Source organism: Streptomyces sp. NPDC005483, from assembly GCF_040606035.1.
Lineage (GTDB): Bacteria > Actinomycetota > Actinomycetes > Streptomycetales > Streptomycetaceae > Streptomyces.
In genome coordinates, this window is record NZ_JBEXEA010000006.1 from 230591 (window position 1) to 247983 (window position 17393).

Annotated in this window: 18 protein-coding genes; 7 read left to right on the forward strand and 11 right to left on the reverse strand. The window is 72.0% G+C overall.

What is annotated here, in order from left to right:
- Nucleotides 1-14: 14 nt before the first annotated feature.
- From ABZT06_RS14425 to ABZT06_RS14455, 7 genes are all read right to left on the reverse strand, one after another.
- Nucleotides 15-353, reverse strand: coding sequence for an STAS domain-containing protein (locus ABZT06_RS14425; RefSeq protein WP_355739907.1), 339 nt, complete (start codon nucleotides 351-353; stop codon nucleotides 15-17).
- A complete protein-coding gene (locus tag ABZT06_RS14430) occupies nucleotides 350-1639 on the reverse strand; it encodes a SpoIIE family protein phosphatase (RefSeq protein ID WP_355739910.1) in 1290 nt (429 codons plus the stop codon). Before ABZT06_RS14430 ends, ABZT06_RS14425 begins: the two co-directional genes overlap by 4 nt.
- 2 nt (nucleotides 1640-1641) lie before the next feature.
- Nucleotides 1642-2442: an alpha/beta hydrolase gene (locus ABZT06_RS14435; RefSeq protein WP_355739912.1), complete on the reverse strand. Its 801-nt coding sequence runs from the start codon at nucleotides 2440-2442 to the stop codon at nucleotides 1642-1644.
- Between the two features lie 131 nt (nucleotides 2443-2573).
- A complete protein-coding gene (locus ABZT06_RS14440) occupies nucleotides 2574-4166 on the reverse strand; it encodes an FAD-dependent oxidoreductase (RefSeq protein WP_355739916.1) in 1593 nt (530 codons plus the stop codon).
- Nucleotides 4163-4894, reverse strand: coding sequence for a methyltransferase domain-containing protein (locus ABZT06_RS14445; RefSeq protein WP_355739919.1), 732 nt, complete (start codon nucleotides 4892-4894; stop codon nucleotides 4163-4165). Before ABZT06_RS14445 ends, ABZT06_RS14440 begins: the two co-directional genes overlap by 4 nt.
- A gap of 87 nt (nucleotides 4895-4981) precedes the next feature.
- A complete protein-coding gene (locus tag ABZT06_RS14450; RefSeq protein ID WP_355739921.1) occupies nucleotides 4982-6175 on the reverse strand; it encodes a lycopene cyclase family protein in 1194 nt (397 codons plus the stop codon).
- Between the two features lie 140 nt (nucleotides 6176-6315).
- The gene (locus ABZT06_RS14455; RefSeq protein ID WP_355739924.1) at nucleotides 6316-6903 is read right to left on the reverse strand and encodes a sigma-70 family RNA polymerase sigma factor; all 588 of its coding nucleotides are present in this window, start codon (nucleotides 6901-6903) and stop codon (nucleotides 6316-6318) included.
- 241 nt (nucleotides 6904-7144) lie between these two features.
- On the opposite strand from ABZT06_RS14455, the gene ABZT06_RS14460 reads away from it, so the two are divergent.
- The 4 genes from ABZT06_RS14460 to ABZT06_RS14475 are packed head-to-tail and all read left to right on the forward strand — an operon-like array spanning nucleotide 7145 to nucleotide 12016.
- Complete coding sequence (locus tag ABZT06_RS14460) at nucleotides 7145-8467, forward strand: polyprenyl synthetase family protein (protein WP_355739927.1); 1323 nt, start codon at nucleotides 7145-7147, stop codon at nucleotides 8465-8467.
- The gene (gene crtI / locus ABZT06_RS14465; RefSeq protein ID WP_355739930.1) at nucleotides 8464-10002 is read left to right on the forward strand and encodes a phytoene desaturase family protein; all 1539 of its coding nucleotides are present in this window, start codon (nucleotides 8464-8466) and stop codon (nucleotides 10000-10002) included. The genes ABZT06_RS14460 and crtI overlap by 4 nt, the downstream gene beginning before the upstream one ends.
- Nucleotides 9999-11006, forward strand: a complete 1008-nt coding sequence (locus tag ABZT06_RS14470; RefSeq protein WP_355739932.1) for a phytoene/squalene synthase family protein — start codon at nucleotides 9999-10001, stop codon at nucleotides 11004-11006. The genes crtI and ABZT06_RS14470 overlap by 4 nt, the downstream gene beginning before the upstream one ends.
- Nucleotides 11003-12016 carry a DUF5914 domain-containing protein gene (locus ABZT06_RS14475; protein ID WP_355739935.1) on the forward strand — a complete coding sequence of 338 codons (1014 nt, stop codon included), beginning with the start codon at nucleotides 11003-11005 and terminating at the stop codon, nucleotides 12014-12016. The genes ABZT06_RS14470 and ABZT06_RS14475 overlap by 4 nt, the downstream gene beginning before the upstream one ends.
- Nucleotides 12017-12050: 34 nt before the next feature.
- On the opposite strand, the gene denD is transcribed toward ABZT06_RS14475, so the two are convergent.
- Nucleotides 12051-13067: a D-erythronate dehydrogenase gene (denD, locus tag ABZT06_RS14480; RefSeq protein WP_355739938.1), complete on the reverse strand. Its 1017-nt coding sequence runs from the start codon at nucleotides 13065-13067 to the stop codon at nucleotides 12051-12053.
- 436 nt (nucleotides 13068-13503) lie between these two features.
- Here denD and ABZT06_RS14485 point away from each other — a divergent pair, with 436 nt between their 5' ends.
- Together ABZT06_RS14485 and ABZT06_RS14490 are read left to right on the forward strand one after the other, a co-directional pair.
- Nucleotides 13504-13638 carry a hypothetical protein gene (locus ABZT06_RS14485; RefSeq protein ID WP_355739941.1) on the forward strand — a complete coding sequence of 45 codons (135 nt, stop codon included), beginning with the start codon at nucleotides 13504-13506 and terminating at the stop codon, nucleotides 13636-13638.
- 116 nt (nucleotides 13639-13754) lie between these two features.
- A complete protein-coding gene (locus tag ABZT06_RS14490; protein ID WP_355739944.1) occupies nucleotides 13755-14393 on the forward strand; it encodes a TetR/AcrR family transcriptional regulator in 639 nt (212 codons plus the stop codon).
- Nucleotides 14394-14402: 9 nt separating this feature from the next.
- Here the strand turns inward: ABZT06_RS14490 and ABZT06_RS14495 are convergent, their stop codons facing one another.
- The 3 genes from ABZT06_RS14495 to ABZT06_RS14505 form a co-directional block, all read right to left on the reverse strand.
- Complete coding sequence (locus ABZT06_RS14495; protein WP_355739947.1) at nucleotides 14403-15500, reverse strand: NmrA family NAD(P)-binding protein; 1098 nt, start codon at nucleotides 15498-15500, stop codon at nucleotides 14403-14405.
- A 130-nt stretch (nucleotides 15501-15630) separates the two neighbouring features.
- Nucleotides 15631-16014 carry a helix-turn-helix transcriptional regulator gene (locus ABZT06_RS14500; protein WP_355739950.1) on the reverse strand — a complete coding sequence of 128 codons (384 nt, stop codon included), beginning with the start codon at nucleotides 16012-16014 and terminating at the stop codon, nucleotides 15631-15633.
- Between the two features lie 48 nt (nucleotides 16015-16062).
- The gene (locus ABZT06_RS14505; RefSeq protein ID WP_355739953.1) at nucleotides 16063-16494 is read right to left on the reverse strand and encodes a GAF domain-containing protein; all 432 of its coding nucleotides are present in this window, start codon (nucleotides 16492-16494) and stop codon (nucleotides 16063-16065) included.
- A gap of 112 nt (nucleotides 16495-16606) precedes the next feature.
- Here ABZT06_RS14505 and ABZT06_RS14510 point away from each other — a divergent pair, with 112 nt between their 5' ends.
- Nucleotides 16607-17200 (forward strand): AMP-binding protein, encoded by a 594-nt coding sequence (locus tag ABZT06_RS14510; protein ID WP_355739956.1) that lies wholly within the window; start codon nucleotides 16607-16609, stop codon nucleotides 17198-17200.
- The last annotated feature ends 193 nt before the right edge of the window (nucleotides 17201-17393 follow it).

The following is a 17393-nucleotide window of genomic DNA, read 5'->3' on the forward strand; positions in this document are numbered from 1 at the left end:
ACCAGGCGCGCGGGTCAGGAACCGGTGGCGCTCTCGGTGTCGGGGTGGATGGTGAAGATCTGGTCGAGTCCGACGATGCGCAGGACGCGCAGCATGGTCGGCGGTACGGCGGCGAGGGCGACGTCCGCCTGGACGTCCTGCGCGTTGCCGCGCGCGGCGATCAGAGCCGTGATGCCGCTGGAGTCGCAGAACTCCAGTCCGCTCATGTCGAGGACCAGGCACTGGCCCGGCCGGAGGGAGAGGTCGGCGAGCGCCGCGTGCAGTTCGGCGACGTTGGCGTAGTCGAGTTCGCCGCAAAGCTCCAGTACGGGACCGGTCGCGGCATCTCGGGTGGTGATTTTCAGCGGGCTCATCGTTCGTTTCTCGTCTGTGGGTCGGTGGCCGGGACACCGATGGCGAGCAGGGCGGTGTCGTCGTCGAGGCCGTCACCGAAGCTGTCCAGAAGCCCGGTCAGGGCCTCGACGACGGCATGCGGGGATTTGCCCGCGTGAGCGGTGACGAAGGAGAGCAGCGCCTCGTCGCCGTAGAGACCGGCGCGGTCCTGGCCGGTGCGGGCTTCGGTGAGGCCGTCGGTGTAGAGAAGCAGCGTGTCGCCGGGGCCGAGAACCGTACTGGCGCCGACGAAGGGGGCGGAGGGGAGGATGCCGATGAGAAGACCGCCGGGGGTGGGCAGGAAGTCGGCTGTGCCGTCCGCGCGCAGGACGATGACCGGCGGGTGACCGCCCGAGGCGAGGTGGACGACCAGCTGCCCGGTCGTGGGACGGGGTTCGAGGGTGCCGAACACAGCGGTGCAGTAGCGGGGGTCGCCGCCGGCGGCGTAGCGGTCGTGGAGCGCCTTGTTGAGGGTGCCCAGGGCGGACACCGGGTCGGGGTCGTGCAGCGCGGCGGCGCGCAGGGTGTAGCGGGTCAGCGAGGTGACCGCGGCGGCCTGGGGCCCCTTGCCGCACACGTCGCCGAGGAAGAAACCGAAGCGTTTGCCGTCGATGGCGAAGACGTCGTAGAAGTCGCCGCCCAACCGGTCGGGTGAGGCGGTGTGGTAGTGGGTGGCCGTCTGCACGCCGGGTACGGGCGGCAGGATGTCCGGGAGCAGCGACTGCTGGAGTACGGCGAGCGCCTCCTGCAGTCGGGTGCGGTCGGCCTCCGCCTGTCGGCGTGCTTCCTCGGCCGCTTCACGGCGACGCAGGAGCTCCTCTTCATAGGCACGGCGGTCCCGGGCGTCGAAGACGGTGGTGCGGATCAGCAGCTGCTGCCCGGTGGTGCCGTGCTTGATGACGGAGGAGACCAGCACGGGCATCCTGCCACCGCCGGTCTGCTTCATCTCCAGGGCTATTCCACTGATCTTGCTCTGCATCCGCAGCAGCGGCGCGAAATGCGTCTCGTGATACAGCTTGCCGCCGACGGTCAGCAGATCGGTGAACCGCATCCGGCCCACCACGGCCTCTCGCTCCAGCCCGAGCCAGTCCAGCAGGGTGCCGTTGATCTTCGCGATGGTGCCGTCCATCAGCGTGGAGAGGTACCCGCAGGGGGCGTGCTCGTAGAGGTCCTCGGCGCCGTCCTCCAACAGTGCGGCGAACGCCGCGTCGGAAGCGTTGCCGCCGTCGGCGTCCTGTGGATCGGGCTGCCGGCCGGCGCCGCACATCATCACAGGCTCGCGAGGTAATCGACGATCGCCTGGTTGGTGGCCTCGGGCGCGGACAGGTGCGGGCAGTGCCCAGTGGCGTCGAGAGTGACCAGGGTCGAGTCGGGAATCGCCTGGTGGACGAAGGCTCCGACCTCACGGGGGGAGATCACGTCCTGGGTGCATTCCAGCACCAGCGTGGGCACGCTCACGCTCTTCAGGTCGTCCCTCGAATCCGACAGGAAGGTGGTCCGGGCGAAGACGCGCGCCATGTCCGGGTCGGTGGCGCAGAAGCTGTTCGTGAGCTCGTCGCCCAGCTCGGGCCGATCCGCGTTGCCCATGATCACCGGGGCCATCGCCACCGACCAGCCGAGATAGTTCGCCTCCAGCGACGCCAGCAGCTCGTCGATGTCCTCGGCGCTGAAACCGCCCCGGTAACCCTCGTCGTCGATGTACCGCGGGGACGGAGCCACCATCACCAGCGCGGCTATCCGCTCCGGGGCCAGACCAGCCGCGAGTACGCCGATCATCGCGCTGACCGAGTGCCCCACGAACACCGCGTCGCGCAGTTCGAGCGCCTCGCACACCTCGACCACGTCACGGGCGTACCCGTCCAGGGAGGAATACCGGTCCGCCGAGAACGCGGACGCGTCGGAGCGGCCCGAACCCACGTAGTCGAACAGCACCACGCGATAGTCGTCGGCCAGTGCGGGCACCGTCAGCCGCCACATGTTCTGGTCACAGCCGAAGCCATGTGCCAGCACCACCGTGGGTCCCTGCGGGTTGCCGGTGACGGTCACGTGGTTTCTGCTCGCGATGTCCATACCCACCAGTCTCTCAAGCCGCACACCGGCGCCGCGACGCGCCCTCCACCGCCCGGGCCGCGGGCCGGCGCAGGTGGCGGAGAGCAGGCCGAGCAGTGTCACCGGGACGGCCACCTGACGCGGCACGGCGGTCATGGCGAGGCAGCAGGAGTCGTGGGGGTCCCCGACCGTGGTCGTGCGCGCCGTCCCGCCAGGGCGCGGAGCAGGCGGTTGCGGCTGCCGTTGGGCACGGTCCACAACGGGTGGCCTCGTACCGCCCAGGACTGCAGGAGGGCGTTGGCCGCGAGGAAGCCGGTGGTGGCGGCGCGTTCCATCAGGGCGACCGGCAGGTCCGTACGCACCAGGTCGCCCGCGAGCACCAGGCCGGGCTGGGGGGTGCGTACGCCGGGGCGGTCGGTGTGTCCGCCGACGGGGAACAGGGGGCAGTCCTGGCGCCATTCGTGCCGTGCGTCGAGGACGCGCGCGTCGCGGGTCTCGGGATAGACGTCCCGGAGCTGCGCGATCAGGTGCCGGGCCTCCACGTCGGGGTCGGCGTTCTCCGGCAGCGCGTAGCCGTGGAGTTCGACCACGGAACCGCCCGTGCGGGCGGACCACTGTGCGGCCTCCTGTTCCCAGCGTTCCAGGACGCTGACGTTGTCGAGGGAGCCGTATCCGGCCGTGCCCAGGAATCCGGGGCGGCCGGCGTCGACGGAACGGTCGAGCCAGAGGCGGGAGACGAGGAAGGGCGGGGCGGTGCGGAGCCGTCCGACGCGTTCACGCCAGGCCGCGTCGGCGAGCCGGGGTGAGCTGCCGACCAGGGAGCGCAGGCCGGTGGTGTCGAGGGCGAGGACGACGGTGTCGTACCGCCTCTCCTCGCGGTCGGTGGCGACGGTGAAGGCGCCGTCCGCGGTGGGTGAGACGTTCTCGACGGAGGAGGACAGGCGCAGGTCGACGCCGTGGCGGCTCAGGTGCTCGGCGAGGGGATCCCACAGGGCTGTCGGGAAGGGGTCGTCGGGCACGTCGAAGAGAAGCCCCTCGGAGCTGCCGAGGAAGTAGATGTGGAACATCAGGACCATCTCGGCGGCCGAGAGGTCGCGGGGGTCGGCGAAGAAGCTGCGGGAGAACACCTCGAAGGCCAGGTGGCGTGCCGCCGGCGGGAAGCGCAGGGACTCGAGGAAGTCGTGGGCGCTGACGGTGTCCAGTCCGGCGTAGACGTCCGGGACGCGGACGTCGAGCAGGGGCAGGGCCGCGGCGGGGCTCATGCGCGCCAGGTCGCGCCAGCGGAAGGACGGGCTCAGTGCCACGAAGCCCAGTGCGCTCAGTGGCGGGGTGCGCGGCACTCTGCGGAAGCTGTCGTGCAGTCCGTCGCGGTGCCGCAGCGGATAGTCGGGCAGGCCGGTCAGGCGCCCTGGACGGGCATCGGCACGGCTCAGGAGGCTCCGTAGGTTGTAGTACTGGCGGAAGAAGGCGTGGAAGCCGCGGCTCATGGTCGCCGTGGAGCCGTCGTACAGCTCGGTGCTCCAGCCGCCCACGCGGCCGCCGAGGTAGGTCTCGCGTTCGTGGAGCGTGACGTGGACGCCGCGTTCGGCGAGGGCCGTGGCGGCGGCGAGGCCGGCGATGCCGCCGCCGACGACGGCGGTGCTGCGCGGCTTCCCACCGACCCGGGTCGCTCCGGGCGGCGGGGGCAGGAGGACGGCGTGGCGGTCCCGTCCGGGGCGGGCGGGGCCCGCCGTGGCGGCGGTCACCGGCCGCTCCGGACGGGCGGGGCGGCGCGGCGGGCGACGACGGTGTGGGTGATGCCGGTCTGCCAGCCGGGCAGCGGCAGGGCCTGTACGCGGTCGAATCCCCGGGCGCGGACGCGGTCCGTGAACCGGTCGACCGTGTCGAACTCGACGACGCTGCGCCACAGGTGGCGGTACAGGTCGCCGTCGCCGAGGGCGGTGGCGACGGGCAGCACCAGGCCGCGGCACACGGCCGTCCAGACGGCACGGTGCTGCGGGTGTCCGCTGAGGGTGTACTCGTGCACGGAGAGCCGGCCGTGCGGGGCCAGCAGGTCGTGGACGGCGTCCAGCACGGCGTCGGGGTCTGCGACGTTGCGGAAGAGGTAGGCGGCGAACACCGCGTCGAAGGGCCCTGCCACGCCCGCCTTGGCGAGCGCCTCCGCCGGAGCGCACACGAACCTGACCTTGCCGTGCCACCGCTTGGCCCGGGCACGGTCCAGCATCCCGGCGGAGGCGTCCACGGCCGTGATGTCGGCGTCAGGCAGCACGCGGGCGAGCGCCGCGGTGGAGGCGCCGGTCCCGCAGCCCAGGTCCAGGACGCGCAGCCCGGTGCCCGGCTGGGGCAGGCCGAGCCGGCGCGCCGAGCGGCGCAGGTGGGCGTGGTAGCCCGGGTTGGCGGCCACGAGTGTGTCGTAGCGGTGCGCCGCATGGTCGAACGCGGCGGCCAGGTCCGCGTCACGCAGCACGGTCACGTTGCCTCCTGGTGGCGGGTCGTCGGGGAGTCGGGGATCGACCCGGCGCACGAACGGGGGTCGGGGGATCGGGTGTCGCACCGCGCGTCAGGACCCGGGGAAGGGGCGTCGGGGAAGCCGGGGTACCTCCGCGGCTGCTCGCAGCATGGGCAGGACGGGGGTGCGCAGTCCGATGGCGAGTTCTTCGCGCAGTCGTGTTCCGCCGTCGAGGAAGCGCAGGAGCCTGGCCATGGGGATCCGGGTGAACAGCCGCGAGAAGAAGTCCGCGCCGTCCACCAGGCCACTGTCGAGGGCGTGCAGCAGCACCGCGTCCATGGCGCGGGAGCGAGGTGAGTGCGGCAGCGGCGGAACGGGCCGCCGGCCTTGGCGCAGGGCCGCCGCGACGGCCGCGGTCTGGCGCTGCACGCCGGCGAAGGTGTAGCCGGTCGAGGGCCGGGTGGCGCCGCCGGCCGCCCCGATACGGAAGACCGACGCGCCCGTCTGCCGTGCGAACCTGGCGTCGGTCATCGGGATGACGCCGGTCTCGGTCGCGGTCACCTCGAAGTCCTCCAGCCCGAGCACGCGCGTGGTGTAGTCGTTCAGCGCCTTGTCGTACGCGTCCGCTGACAGCACCGTCGGCGAGAACTCCGTGTACTCCACCAGTGCCTGATCGGGGCCGGTGGGCAGGACGTAGCCGAAGGAGAGGCCTTTCGCGGGCTGGGAGGTACGCAGGTCCATGAACTCCGCGCGGGCCGGGTCGAAGACCGGGCGGCCGGTGCGGACGAACCAGCCGTGGAAGTGCTGGAGCAGTGTCGTACGGGCCGCGGGGAGGCTGCCCAGCGGCCGGGAGTCGAACACCCAGCGGGCGTGCACGGGCTCGGGGTGTCCGTCCGCCGTGCGGGCGTCGATCCGGGCCCCTTGCGGGAGTCCTTCGACGCTCTCGACCGTCGCCTCGATCCGCCGTACCCGCCCACTCCGCTCGAGGTCGTACTCGATCAGGGACTCGAAGTCGTCCGAGTGGATCATCTTGTAGCGCAGGGGGGAGATGTCGTGCTCGATCGGCTCCCCCGTGGGCCGGTGTACGCGCAGACGCTGCCATGACCTCATGACCACGGCGTCGTAGGGCCCTCGGCCCCTCTCCCAGAAGCACCAGGTGCGCCGGGGCGGGCGCAGCGGTCCGGGCGGGGCGTCCACGAGGACGACGGACAGGCGCCGCGCGCCGGGGGCGGGGCGGGAGAGGCGGTGGGCCAGGGACAGTCCCGCGGCCCCTGCTCCGATGATGGCGACGTCCGCCTCGTACATGGCCGGGTCACTCCCTCCGCGCCTTCGCCGTGTCTTGCGTCGGTGTTCCGGTCGCAGTACCCGTCCGGATGCGGATCTCACCTGCCGCGCGCCGCGTGGCGCCGGTCGTGGTGGAGGCATGCATCGCTTCTGCGTCGTTGTCACGCGGCGCACTCGACGAGGGCTTCCTTGCGGAGTCGGCCGGCAAGGCGGCGCAAGCCTCGGCGCGCGTGGCTCTTGACCGTTCCCAGCGGCCAGCCGGTGAGTTCGGCGATCTGGGTCTGGGTGAGGTCGTCGTAGAAGGCCAGGTTGAGCACCCGGCGCTGCGGTGCCGGAAGCTGTGACATCTCGTCGGCGAGCAGAACGCGGTCGAGGGCGGCCTCCGGCAGCGCGGTCTCGTCGTCGGCCCGCAGCAGCAGCTGGGCGCCCGCGGCGGCGACGAGTTCGTTGCGGCGGGTGCGGGCGGCGAGCGCGTCGGCGATCTTGCGGCGGGCGATGCCCGTGAGCCAGCCGGGCAGGGTGCCGCGCTCGGGCGCGAACCCGGCGCGGCCTCGCCACGCGGCGAGGAACACCAGTTGGGTGATGTCCTCCGCCTCCCTCGCGTCCCCCAGGGAGCGCCTGGCGAGGGCGTGGACGAGTGGACCCCACCGATGGTGGACGACCGTGAGGCATGCCTCGTCGCCTTTGCGAAACCCGTCCACGAGTTCGCTGTCGTCGATGTCCCCGCCGGTTCGCTGTGCGGTCGTCATCGTCACTCCTCCGCTGGGCCTGGTGGTCGCCGAGAGCGACCGCGGCCCTTCCAGCCTGCGGATTCCTCATCTGTGGGGCAACTTGCATCGACTTCGCATCGAATCGAGCAGCAGCGATGGGACCCGCACCCGCGGGAGACCCGGTCCTACCGTGCCGCCCCGCATCCGTCTGCGCCACCCGAGGGGAACCGGTCATGACGACGCCAGCTCTGATCACGAGGATTCGATGAGGGGTACCGGCATGAGCTCCACCGTGGCGAAGGGCCACAGCGCGGACCGGAGTCCGTGCGCACACCCGTCCGCCGAGCAGGTCTCCCCCGCGCCGCCCCGCCGGACGGCCGGAGAGACGGGCCACGGCCGGGACGATCATCAGCGCGCCTTTCCACCCGGGAACCGTCCGGCCTACGGCGACGACCCGCGCGCCGTGGACGCGGACGTCACCCATGCCGTGCGCGCGGTGCTCGACGACGTGCTCGACGACCAGCTGGCCGCGGCCGAGGCCGTCGATCCGCTCTTCGGTGAGGACCTGGCCGCCCGGGTCGGCCGTTTCACGCGGAGCGGCGGCAGGCTCGGCCGCTCCCGCTTCGTGTGGTGGGCGCTGCGGGCCTGCGGCGGCGACGAGCCCTGGCGGGCGCACGCGGCGCTGCGGGTCGGCGCCGCCCTGGAACTCATCCAGACGTGTGCCCTGGTCCATGACGACGTGATGGACGGCGCGCGGTTGCGCCGCGGCCGGCCGGCATTGCATGTCGAGGTGGCGGCCCAGTACACCGGCGTGTGCAACGCGCGGCGCGGTGAGCGGCTCGGGGAGGCCGCGGCGATCCTGGCCGGTGACCTGGCCCTGGCCTGGGCGGACGACGTGGTGGCGGACACCGAGATGCCGCGCCCTACCGCGCGGCGGGTCCGGGACCTGTGGCGTGCCCTGCGCACGGAGATGGTGGCCGGGCAGTACCTGGACGTGCAGGGTGAGGCCACCTCGGCGCGTTCTCTTGCCCGGGCGATCCGCGCCGCCTGCCTCAAGAGCGCCCTGTACTCCGTGGAACGCCCGCTCGCGCTGGGGGCGGCGCTGGCCGACGCCGGCCCCGTCACCACCCGGGCCCTGTGTTCGGCGGGCCGCTGCGTCGGCCTGGCCTTCCAGCTGCGCGACGACCTCCTCGACGCCTTCGGGGACCCGCGTGACACCGGCAAGCCCGCGGGCGGCGACATCCGCAGCGGCAAACCCACCTACCTCGCCGCGGTCGCGCAGGCACGGGCGGAGACCTCGGGCGACCGAAGCGCCCAGGGCCTGCTGCGTGACACGCTCGGCCGTACGGACGCCTCCGACGCCGAACTCGCCGCGATACGCGAGGTGTTCATGACCACGGGCGCCCGCGACCTCGTGGAGGGGAAGATCCGCAGGTTGGTGGCCCAGGGACTGCGCCATCTGGACACGGCGGCGCTGGAGCCCGAGCCCACGAGGCAGTTGCGGATGCTGATGCGCGCCGCGAGCGGAGTCCTGGACGGTGCGGCCTCCGAGGTGGTTCCCCTCTCCCTGACCCTGGCGACCGGCGAGGGGGCCGGCCGATGACCCGTACCGTTCCCGGGCGCACCGACCATGTGGTGGTCGTCGGCGCCGGCCTGTCCGGACTGGCGGCCGCCCTGCACCTGCTGGGCGCCGGACGCCGGGTGACCCTGGTGGAGCGCGACACGTCACCCGGCGGGCGAGCCGGACGGATCGTCCGGGGCGGCTACCACATCGACACCGGTCCCACGGTGCTGACGATGCCTCATCTGGCGGACGAGGCGTTCGCCGCCGTCGGCGACAGCCTCGGCGCACGGGTCGATCTGGTGCCGCTGCACCCGGCTTACCGGGCCCGGTTCGCCGACGGCAGCACCCTGGACGTCCACACCGGTGCCGAGGCGATGGAGGCGGAGATCGAACGCTTCGCCGGGGCCCCCGAGGCCGCCGGGTACCGGCGGTTGCGCGCCTGGCTGGAGCAGCTCTACCGGGTGCAGATGAGGCGCTTCATCGACACCGACTTCGACTCGCCCCTGCACCTGCTCCATCCCGACCTGGCGCGGCTGGCCGCCCTCGGCGGGTTCGGGCGCCTGGACGCGCGCATCGGACGGTTCCTGCACGACGAACGGCTGCGGCGCGTCTTCTCCTTCCAGTCCCTGTACGCGGGGGTGGCACCCGAACGCGCCCTGGCCGCGTACGCCGTCATCGCGTACATGGACACGGTGGCGGGCGTCTGGTTCCCGCGCGGCGGCATGCACGCCCTGCCCCGGGCGATGGCGGACGCCGCCGCGGACGCGGGGGCCGACCTGCGCTTCGGCGAGACGGTCACGCGCCTGGAACGCTCCGGGGAACGGATCACCGCCGTGGTCACCGACACCGGCCGTATCGCCTGCGACGCCGTCGTCCTCACCCCCGACCTGCCCGTCTCCTACGGGCTGCTGGGCCGCGCCCCGAAGCGTCCGGTGGGTCTTCGGTTCTCACCGTCCGCCGTGGTCCTGCACGCCGGAACGGACCGCACCTGGCCCTGGCTGGCCCACCACACCCTCTCCTTCGGTGCGGAATGGCGGCGGACGTTCTCCGAACTCACCGAGACCGGCCACCTGATGAGCGATCCCTCCCTGCTCATCACGCGCCCGACCGTCACCGATCCGAGCCTCGCCCCGCCCGGACGCCACCTGCACTACATCCTTGCTCCCTGCCCGAACACCGCCCTGGGCCCCGGCGCGGCCGACTGGCGCGAACTGGGCCCGCGCTACCGCGACAGCCTGCTCACGGAACTGGACCGGCGCGGGCTGGACGGGATCGCCGCCGCCGTCGAGGAGGAGTGCCTGATCACTCCGGCCGACTGGCAGGCGCAGGGCCATGCGGCCGGCTCGCCCTTCTCCGCCGCGCACACCTTCGCGCAGACCGGGCCGTTCCGGCCGCGCAACCTCGTGCGCGGCACGGTCAACGCCGTGCTCGCCGGCTGCGGCACCACCCCCGGCGTCGGCGTACCGACCGTCCTGCTGTCGGGCAAGCTCGCCGCGGCCCGGATCACGGGCGGTGCCCGCACCGGGCGACCGCGCCCCGCCGTACGCGAATCCCGGGAACGGAGGCCGGTATGACCGACCGTGAACTCGACGCGGCCGGCGTCACCGATCCGGCACTGCGGCAGGCGTACTCCCGATGCAGGCGGCTGAACGCCCGGCACGGCAGGACGTACTTCCTCGCCACCCGTCTGCTGCCGGTGGCGCGCCGGCCGGCCGTGCACGCGCTGTACGGGTTCGCCCGGTGGGCCGACGACATCGTCGACACGCTCGACGGTACGACCACCGCGGCCGGGCGCGCGGAGCGGCTGACCCGTCTTCAGCACCAGTTGGAGACGGGGCTGGACACGGGTGACAGCGCGGAGCCGGTCGTCCGCGCCCTGGCCGACACCGCGCTGCGCTACGGCATCGACCACCGCCACTTCACCGACTTCATGGCCGCGATGCGCGCCGACCTCGACATCACGGGCTATGCCACCTACGCCGACCTGCGCACGTACACCCACGGTTCGGCGGAGGTGATCGGGCTGCAGATGCTGCCGGTGCTCGGCACGGTCGTTCCGCGCGAGGAGGCGGCACCGCACGCGGCCGCCCTGGGCGTGGCGTTCCAGCTGACCAACTTCCTGCGGGACGTGGGTGAGGACCTCGACCGCGGCCGCGTCTATCTGCCCGCCGACCTGCTGAGCGCCCACGGCGTCGACCGGCGGCTGCTGCGCTGGAGCCGGGACACCGGACGTCCCGACCGCCGGATCACCTCCGCCCTGCGGGAGTTCGCGGAGCTGACCCGCGGGCTCTACCGCACGGCCGCCCCGGGACTGGCCATGCTCGACCCGGTCTCGCGCCCGTGCATCCGCACCGCCTTCGTCCTGTACGGCGGAATCCTGGACGCGGTCGCCGCGGACGGGTACCGCTCGGTGCAGCGCCGCGCCGTGGTCCCGGGACACCGCCGTGCAGTGGTGGCCCTGGACGGCCTGGCCCGGGTGGGCAAGGCGCGGCTGCGGCACAGGAGGGCCGACGACCGGGCAGCACCCATGCCCGGCACGGCGGCCTACACGTCATCGACCTTCCGGAGGACCGCATGAAACCGCGGCACCCCGCAGGACGTGCCCGCTACCCGCTCTCCCTGCGGTGCCGCCCGGTGCGGTGGGAGAAGCAGCGACCGACATGGCGGCAGGCCCGCCCCGCTCTGATCGCCGAGGCGCTGAAGCGGGCCCAGGCCCGCCCGTCCGGCAACTGGTACGTCGTCGGTGCCGTCCGGGACGTACGCGCGGACCGGCCGTTGTCCGCGACGGTGGCCGGGCGGGAACTGGTGGTGTGGCGCACCGCCGACGGGCGGCTCGCGGCGGGCCCCGGTATCTGCCCGCACCTGGGAGCACCGCTCGCCGACAGCCCTGTGCGGTGCGGGACCCTCGTCTGCCACTGGCACGGACTGGCCCTGGACGGCGGGCCGTTCGCCGGCTGGGAGCCGCTGCCCGTGTACGACGACGGAGTGCTGGTCTGGGTACGCCTGGACCAGGTGGGCGGCGAACAGCCGACACGGGCACCGTTCGTCCCGCCGCGGCCCGAGTTGTCGCGTTCCGTCGCCGCCGTCTACGCCGGGGTGGGGATCTGCGAGCCGGAGGACGTGGTGGCGAACCGGATGGACCCCTGGCACGGCGCCTGGTTCCACCCGTACTCCTTCGTCGATCTGACCGTGGTCGGCACCCCCGACGCCGAGGGAGCGGGCGAGGACGGGTTCACGGTGGACGTCTCCTTCAAGGTCGCCGGACGGTTCGTCGTGCCGGTTCGGGCGCTGTTCACCACGCCCGAACCGCGGACGGTCCTCATGCGCATCACCGAGGGCGAGGGCCTGGGCTCCGTGGTGGAGACGCACGCGACCCCGCTCGGCCCGGACGAGCTGGGCCGGCCCCGCACGGCCGTCGTGGAAGCGGTCGTGGCCTCCTCCGCGCGTCCCGGCTTCGCCGCGGCGCGCGCTGCGGCACCCGTACTGCGCCGCCTGATGACGGCGGGGGCCGCACGGCTGTGGCGCGACGACCTGGCCTACGCGGAACGCCGCTGGCTGCTGCGCTCCACCGGACGCTTCCCCGGCTGACCTTCTCGAAGAACGACCGTGCGCCTGCCGCGGTTCAGTCCGCTGGGGCGGCGACCGCGTCGGGGTGATCGGTGAGGTAGTCCTGGAGCACCGACAGGAAGCTCGCGTCGGGGGCGAGCCCCAGTGCGGCGGCGCGCCGGTGGTCGAAGACCGCCGGCCATGAACCGACGATCGCTTCGACCGCCGGGTCGGGAGCGAGGGTGACCCGGTCGGCGACCGTGTCACCGGCCACCTGCCGCAGCGTCGAGAGCATCTCGGCGACCGAGACGGTCAGGGCGGGCAGATTCACCGGCAGAGGGCCCTCCAAGCGCCCCGGTCCGGTACCGCGCCGAACCTCGGCGACGCGCAGGATGCCCTCGACGGTGCGCCGGGGTGAGGCGAGTGCCACCTGCAGAGCGGGATCCACCGGACAGACGGCGGGCAGGCCCGCGAGCGGCTCACGGACGATGCCGGACAGGAAGCCGGAGGCGGCCGCGTTGGGCCTGCCCGGGCGTACCGCCACCGTCACCAGACGCGCGATCCGCCCGTCGACGAAGCCGCGGCGGGTACAGTCCGCGATCAGCTGCTCGCACATCAGCTTCTGGGTGCCGTAACTCGACCGCGGCACCGGGACCGTCGTCTCGCTGACCGCCGGTGGCAGAGGCAGGGCAGCGTCGGAGCCGTAGACGGCGATACTGCTCGCGAAGAGCATCCGCACCACCGTCCCGCCCGACCTGGACTGCGCCCGCGCCGCCTCCAGCAGCGCGCGGGTGACGTCCACATTGGCGCGCATCCCTAGGTCGAAGTCGGCCTCGCACTCGGCCGACACGGCGGCGGCGAGATGGAACAGCACGTCCACCGGCTCGGCGAACACCGTGTCCAGTTGCTCGACCAGTTCCCCATGCAGGACCTGGACCGGCACGCCGGCCGCTTGCGGGTTGTCCGGCCAGGGCACCCGGTCCACCAGCACCAGACGGCTGATCGGCTGACCGCCGAAGGTCCCGGCCCGCGACAACGCGCCGACCAGCAATCGTCCGAGGAACCCGGACGCACCCGTCACGACGATTCTCACGCGTTCATCTCCTCCGGAGGTGGTTCGTCCCCTGGATGTCGTACCCAGGTGGGCCCCGACAACCGACAGACCGAAGTTTCTGCGACGAGTGGTCGCTCCCTGGACGAGGAGGTGAATGGGCGCGCCAGGTCGCGGTCCGGCCCGACGGCCGCGCAGACCGCGGTCACTCGGCCAGTCCCCCGGTCGCGCAGGTGGCCGCCGAGCAGCTGATGGACCGGGACGCCGTGGGTCCTGCGCGCCATGTGATACGGCCGGCATCGGCTTTCGTCCAGTCCCACCGCCGCCCGGCCGTCCGCCGGGTAGCACCCCCGGCTGCCGATGCCGCCGCGCATCGTCGTGCAGGTGGCCGAGGACGCATTGGCCTGGAGGTCGAAGTCGTCCACGGGCCGCGCGCAGCGATCGCGGCGCGGTCGGCGTCGTCGTCGGAATTGCCGGCATGACTCGAGCCCTCGGCCTCGACGCCCTCGGTACACAACCGGACCGCTCGATCAGGGCCGAGCGCTCCGCCCAGGAGCAACTCGCTGCGTCACCCCGGAACGTGAGCCAGTGGCCGGCCGACGTCGATCTCTGACAGGGATCGGCGGGGCGTCGGGACGCCACCGGGGAGGTCAGCGACGCCGTCCGCCGGGTACGTCAGGCGGTACCTTGGTACCCCTTCGTCAGGATCGGCTCTTGGAGACTGCTGCGGTGACCGCCCCGACCGACTCACGTGACCGACGCCCGCGCCGCACGGCACGCAAGCGGGTAGTCGACACCCGTCGGCGGGACGAACTGCTGCGCCAGGCCGAGGCGATCATCCTGTCCGAAGGCTTCACCGCGGTGACCATGGACGAGCTCGCCCAGCGGCTGGAGTGCTCCAAGGCGACGCTGTACAGCCTGGCCTCCACCAAGGAACAGCTGGTACTGGCGATCACCCGCGCCTTCTTCCGGGACGCGACCGCCGAGATCGAGCAGGCCGTCCAGGCAGAACCCGACCCCAGGCAGCGCATCCGGGTCTACCTCGCCGGCGTCGGCACCGCCATGCGCCGCCACTCCAACGCCTTCTACGACGACATGGTCGGCTATGAACCGACCGCGCAGATCTACCGCAAGAACTCCGCCGCCGCGGCGCACCGGGTCCACCAGATGATCGAGGAGGGTGTGCGGGCCGGCGTCTTCCGCGCGCTCAACGGGCACTTCGCCGCCCAGGTGGTGGCGGTGACCATCGACGCGGTCCAGTCGGGGGTCCTTCTGGAGCGCACCGGCCTGACCGCCGGTGACGCCTTCTCCGAACTCGGGGACCTCCTGCTGGACGGGCTCAACGCGGGGCAGGACGCACCCCGATAAGGGCCTGGCCTACAACTTGCCCGTCCTGAAGTCCGCGCTGCTCTTGAGGACCGCGGAGTCCATGCCCCAGTTCTCCGGCTGGACCCTCTCCCAGAGGCTTCCCTTGCCGAGTTCCCTGCCCAGCTGGTCCTCCCGGCGGAACCACTCCTCGGCGGTCCTGATCCGGTCGGGGTGGATTTCGTCGAGCAGGGCGTAGTCCCTGGTGATGATCCCGTGCTTCCACACGTTCCAGAAGCCGGTGAAGTTGTCACGGAAGCTCATGGTGCTCTTGTCGGCGGGGTCGGCGTTGTATCCGGCAGGGTGGTCGGCGAGCCCCGTCAGGTCCGGATGGCTCCAGTACGCGTCCAGATCGGTGTCGATGTACTGCGCCGGATGCCCGGTCACCTTCTCGAACGCCGCGGCCATGTCGGCGTACGTCAAGTGCTCGATGGCTACTTCGAGGTCCATGCCGTTGGCCCGTTCCGGGTGGTCGAAGAGCCAGCGGACGTAGAAGCCGCAGTCCTCCAGAGCCACGTGCGGGACGGCTCCCGCACCGAGGGGGACCCGCCATGTGACGACACCGTCCTCGATGGACGGCGTCATGGGCGTCAGCGGTGAGATCACCATCTCGATGTAGGGGCCCGAGGTGAAGACCGCCGCTCCCATCCGGTCGCTGTTCTTCTCGTTCTGGAACAGCACCCATTCGGCCATGCGGCCCTTGCCGTCATAGTGGCCGGTGCGGAACCGCGAGTCGTAGCCCGACTTCTTGAGGGCATAGTCGAGATTGCCGTAGACGAAGAACTTGATTCCTTCCTCGATCGCGATCTCATACGTACGGATGGCCCAGTAGGTCTCCGTCTTCTCGCCGGTGTTGAAGCCGTCGATGTTGATGAACGCCCCGTCACAGTCGCGGAATCCCTCGCGCAGTACGTCCTCGTCGGCGAACGTCCCTTCGAGGAGGGAGACATTGCCGAGCGCGACGAGTTCCTGGGCTCGGGGGGAGGTGGCGTCCCGGGTGAGGACCTTGACGGAGTACTTCTTGTCGGCGACCAGGGCGCGGACAACGGGCATTCCTTGGGCCCCTGTGCCGCCGATGACGAAGATGGACGAGGTGGCATGCGTGGTCATGGTCTGACTCCAAGCCGGAAACCGATCGGTTTTCAGCACCGTACACCGATCGGTTTCCAGGCGGCAAGCGCGCGGGCACGCGAGACCGACCGACTCGATGGCGGTCGGTGGCTCGGGGTGGGGGCGGAACCTAGGGAAGCAGACCCTGTCGACGTGCGGCGACCACCGCCTCGAAGCGGGTGCTCGCGCCCAGCTTGCGCATCGCGCTGCGCAGATACGACTTGACCGTTTCGGGCAGCAGCGACAGCCTGCGACCGGCCTCGGCGTTGCTGCAGCCCAGCGCCACCTGCGCCAGGACGTCGAGTTCCCGGGGCGCCATGGTCGGGCCCGGCTCCGAGTGGGCGGCGGCGGACGGCTGGGCAAGCCGCCCGGCCACGTCGAGCAGCCGACCGCGCAGGTCGTCATCGGGCACCTGCTGGGCTATGCGCCGCAACTCGGCGTGCACCTGCCGGAGTTCTTCCAGTGGCACACCGCATTGCCCGCCGTCGGCGCGGCCCTGCGCGGCGTCCCGCATCCGCAGGCGGTTGTCGACCTCGTCACGGATGACCAGCTCCGCGGCAAGTCACCGGGAGGCACCGGCGATCTCGTCGGCCGCCCGGTCCCCGAGAGGCGCGGGGCCCCGACTGGCCCCGTAGAGGACCGCGCGCACCGTACCGGACACCATGACGGGCACGGCGACGACGGAGCGGATCCCCTCCGTCAGCACGGGGCGGTCGTAGTCGTGCGTGATCGAGCGAGCCGACCTGTAGTCGGTCACCTTGGCCGGCCGCCCCGTGGTGAGGACCCTGCCGCCCAGGCCGGTCTCGGCGCGCACCCTGAGACCGCGCAGGCCCGCCGTCCGCACACCGATGTACTGCGACAGGCTCAGCAGGGTGTTCTCCACCTGCCCGCCGAACAGGACGGGGATGCCGGAGCGGTCGTGGACCTGACGGAGCACCTGCCTGAGCGCGTCGCCGTCATCGGGCCGCAGAAGGGCGTCGGGAGGGGAGTGCATCACCCGTACCCCTTTCCGGGGGTAGTCCGCCGTCGTCGTGATGCGGAGCATAAACCGCCGCAATACCCCCGCCATAGAGCAGCGGCGGAATCGGAGAGGGGATGACGTGACCATGAACGATCCATCGGCTTCGGTGGTGACCGCGACCGTGAGCGGGGTGTCGGAGGACCGGGTGCGGGAGTTGCTCGGCCTCTTCGGTGCTCCGGACGCCTGTGTCGCGGAGCTGCTCCGCGACCGGCACCCCGCGGACGCGGTCGCCTTCACGGTGGTCGAGCAGGATCTGACGGCCACGGACCTCACGTACGGGGACCTGCGCCGCGACTCGGCCCGTTTCGCCGCCGCGCTCGCCGACCTGGGGGTCGGGCCAGGCGACTCGGTCGCCACCCTGATGGCCAAGTCCGCCGATCTGGTCGTGGCCCTGCTGGGCATCTGGCGCCGCGGGGCCGTGCAGGTACCGCTGTTCACCGCCTTCGCGCCCTCCGCCGTGGCCCTGCGGCTCGGCGCGAGTGCGGCGAAGGCCGTCGTGGTCGACGCGGACCAGCGGGCCAAGCTCGCGCCCGGCGAGGACGGACAGCAGGTCCCCCACCCCGCACGACTCGGCGACCCGGCCGAATTCGCCGCACTGGTCCGGCACATCGCCGAGAACCCCATGCTCAACGGCGAGGGTATCCGCCTCGACGGAGCCATCCGCATGGCACCTCGCTGACGAAGCGGACGGGCGCGGGACCTGCGAATACCGGGGCAGAACTCGCAAGCCAGGACGCCTTTGCGTGCCGAACTCGTGAAAGATTGACGGGAGTTGTGAAGACCGACAAGAATGCGGCTCGCTCGCCGTGATCGAAGCGAGCGAAGTGACGCGAGTGAATCCGCCACGGCCTGCATCCCCACTTTCCGCCACC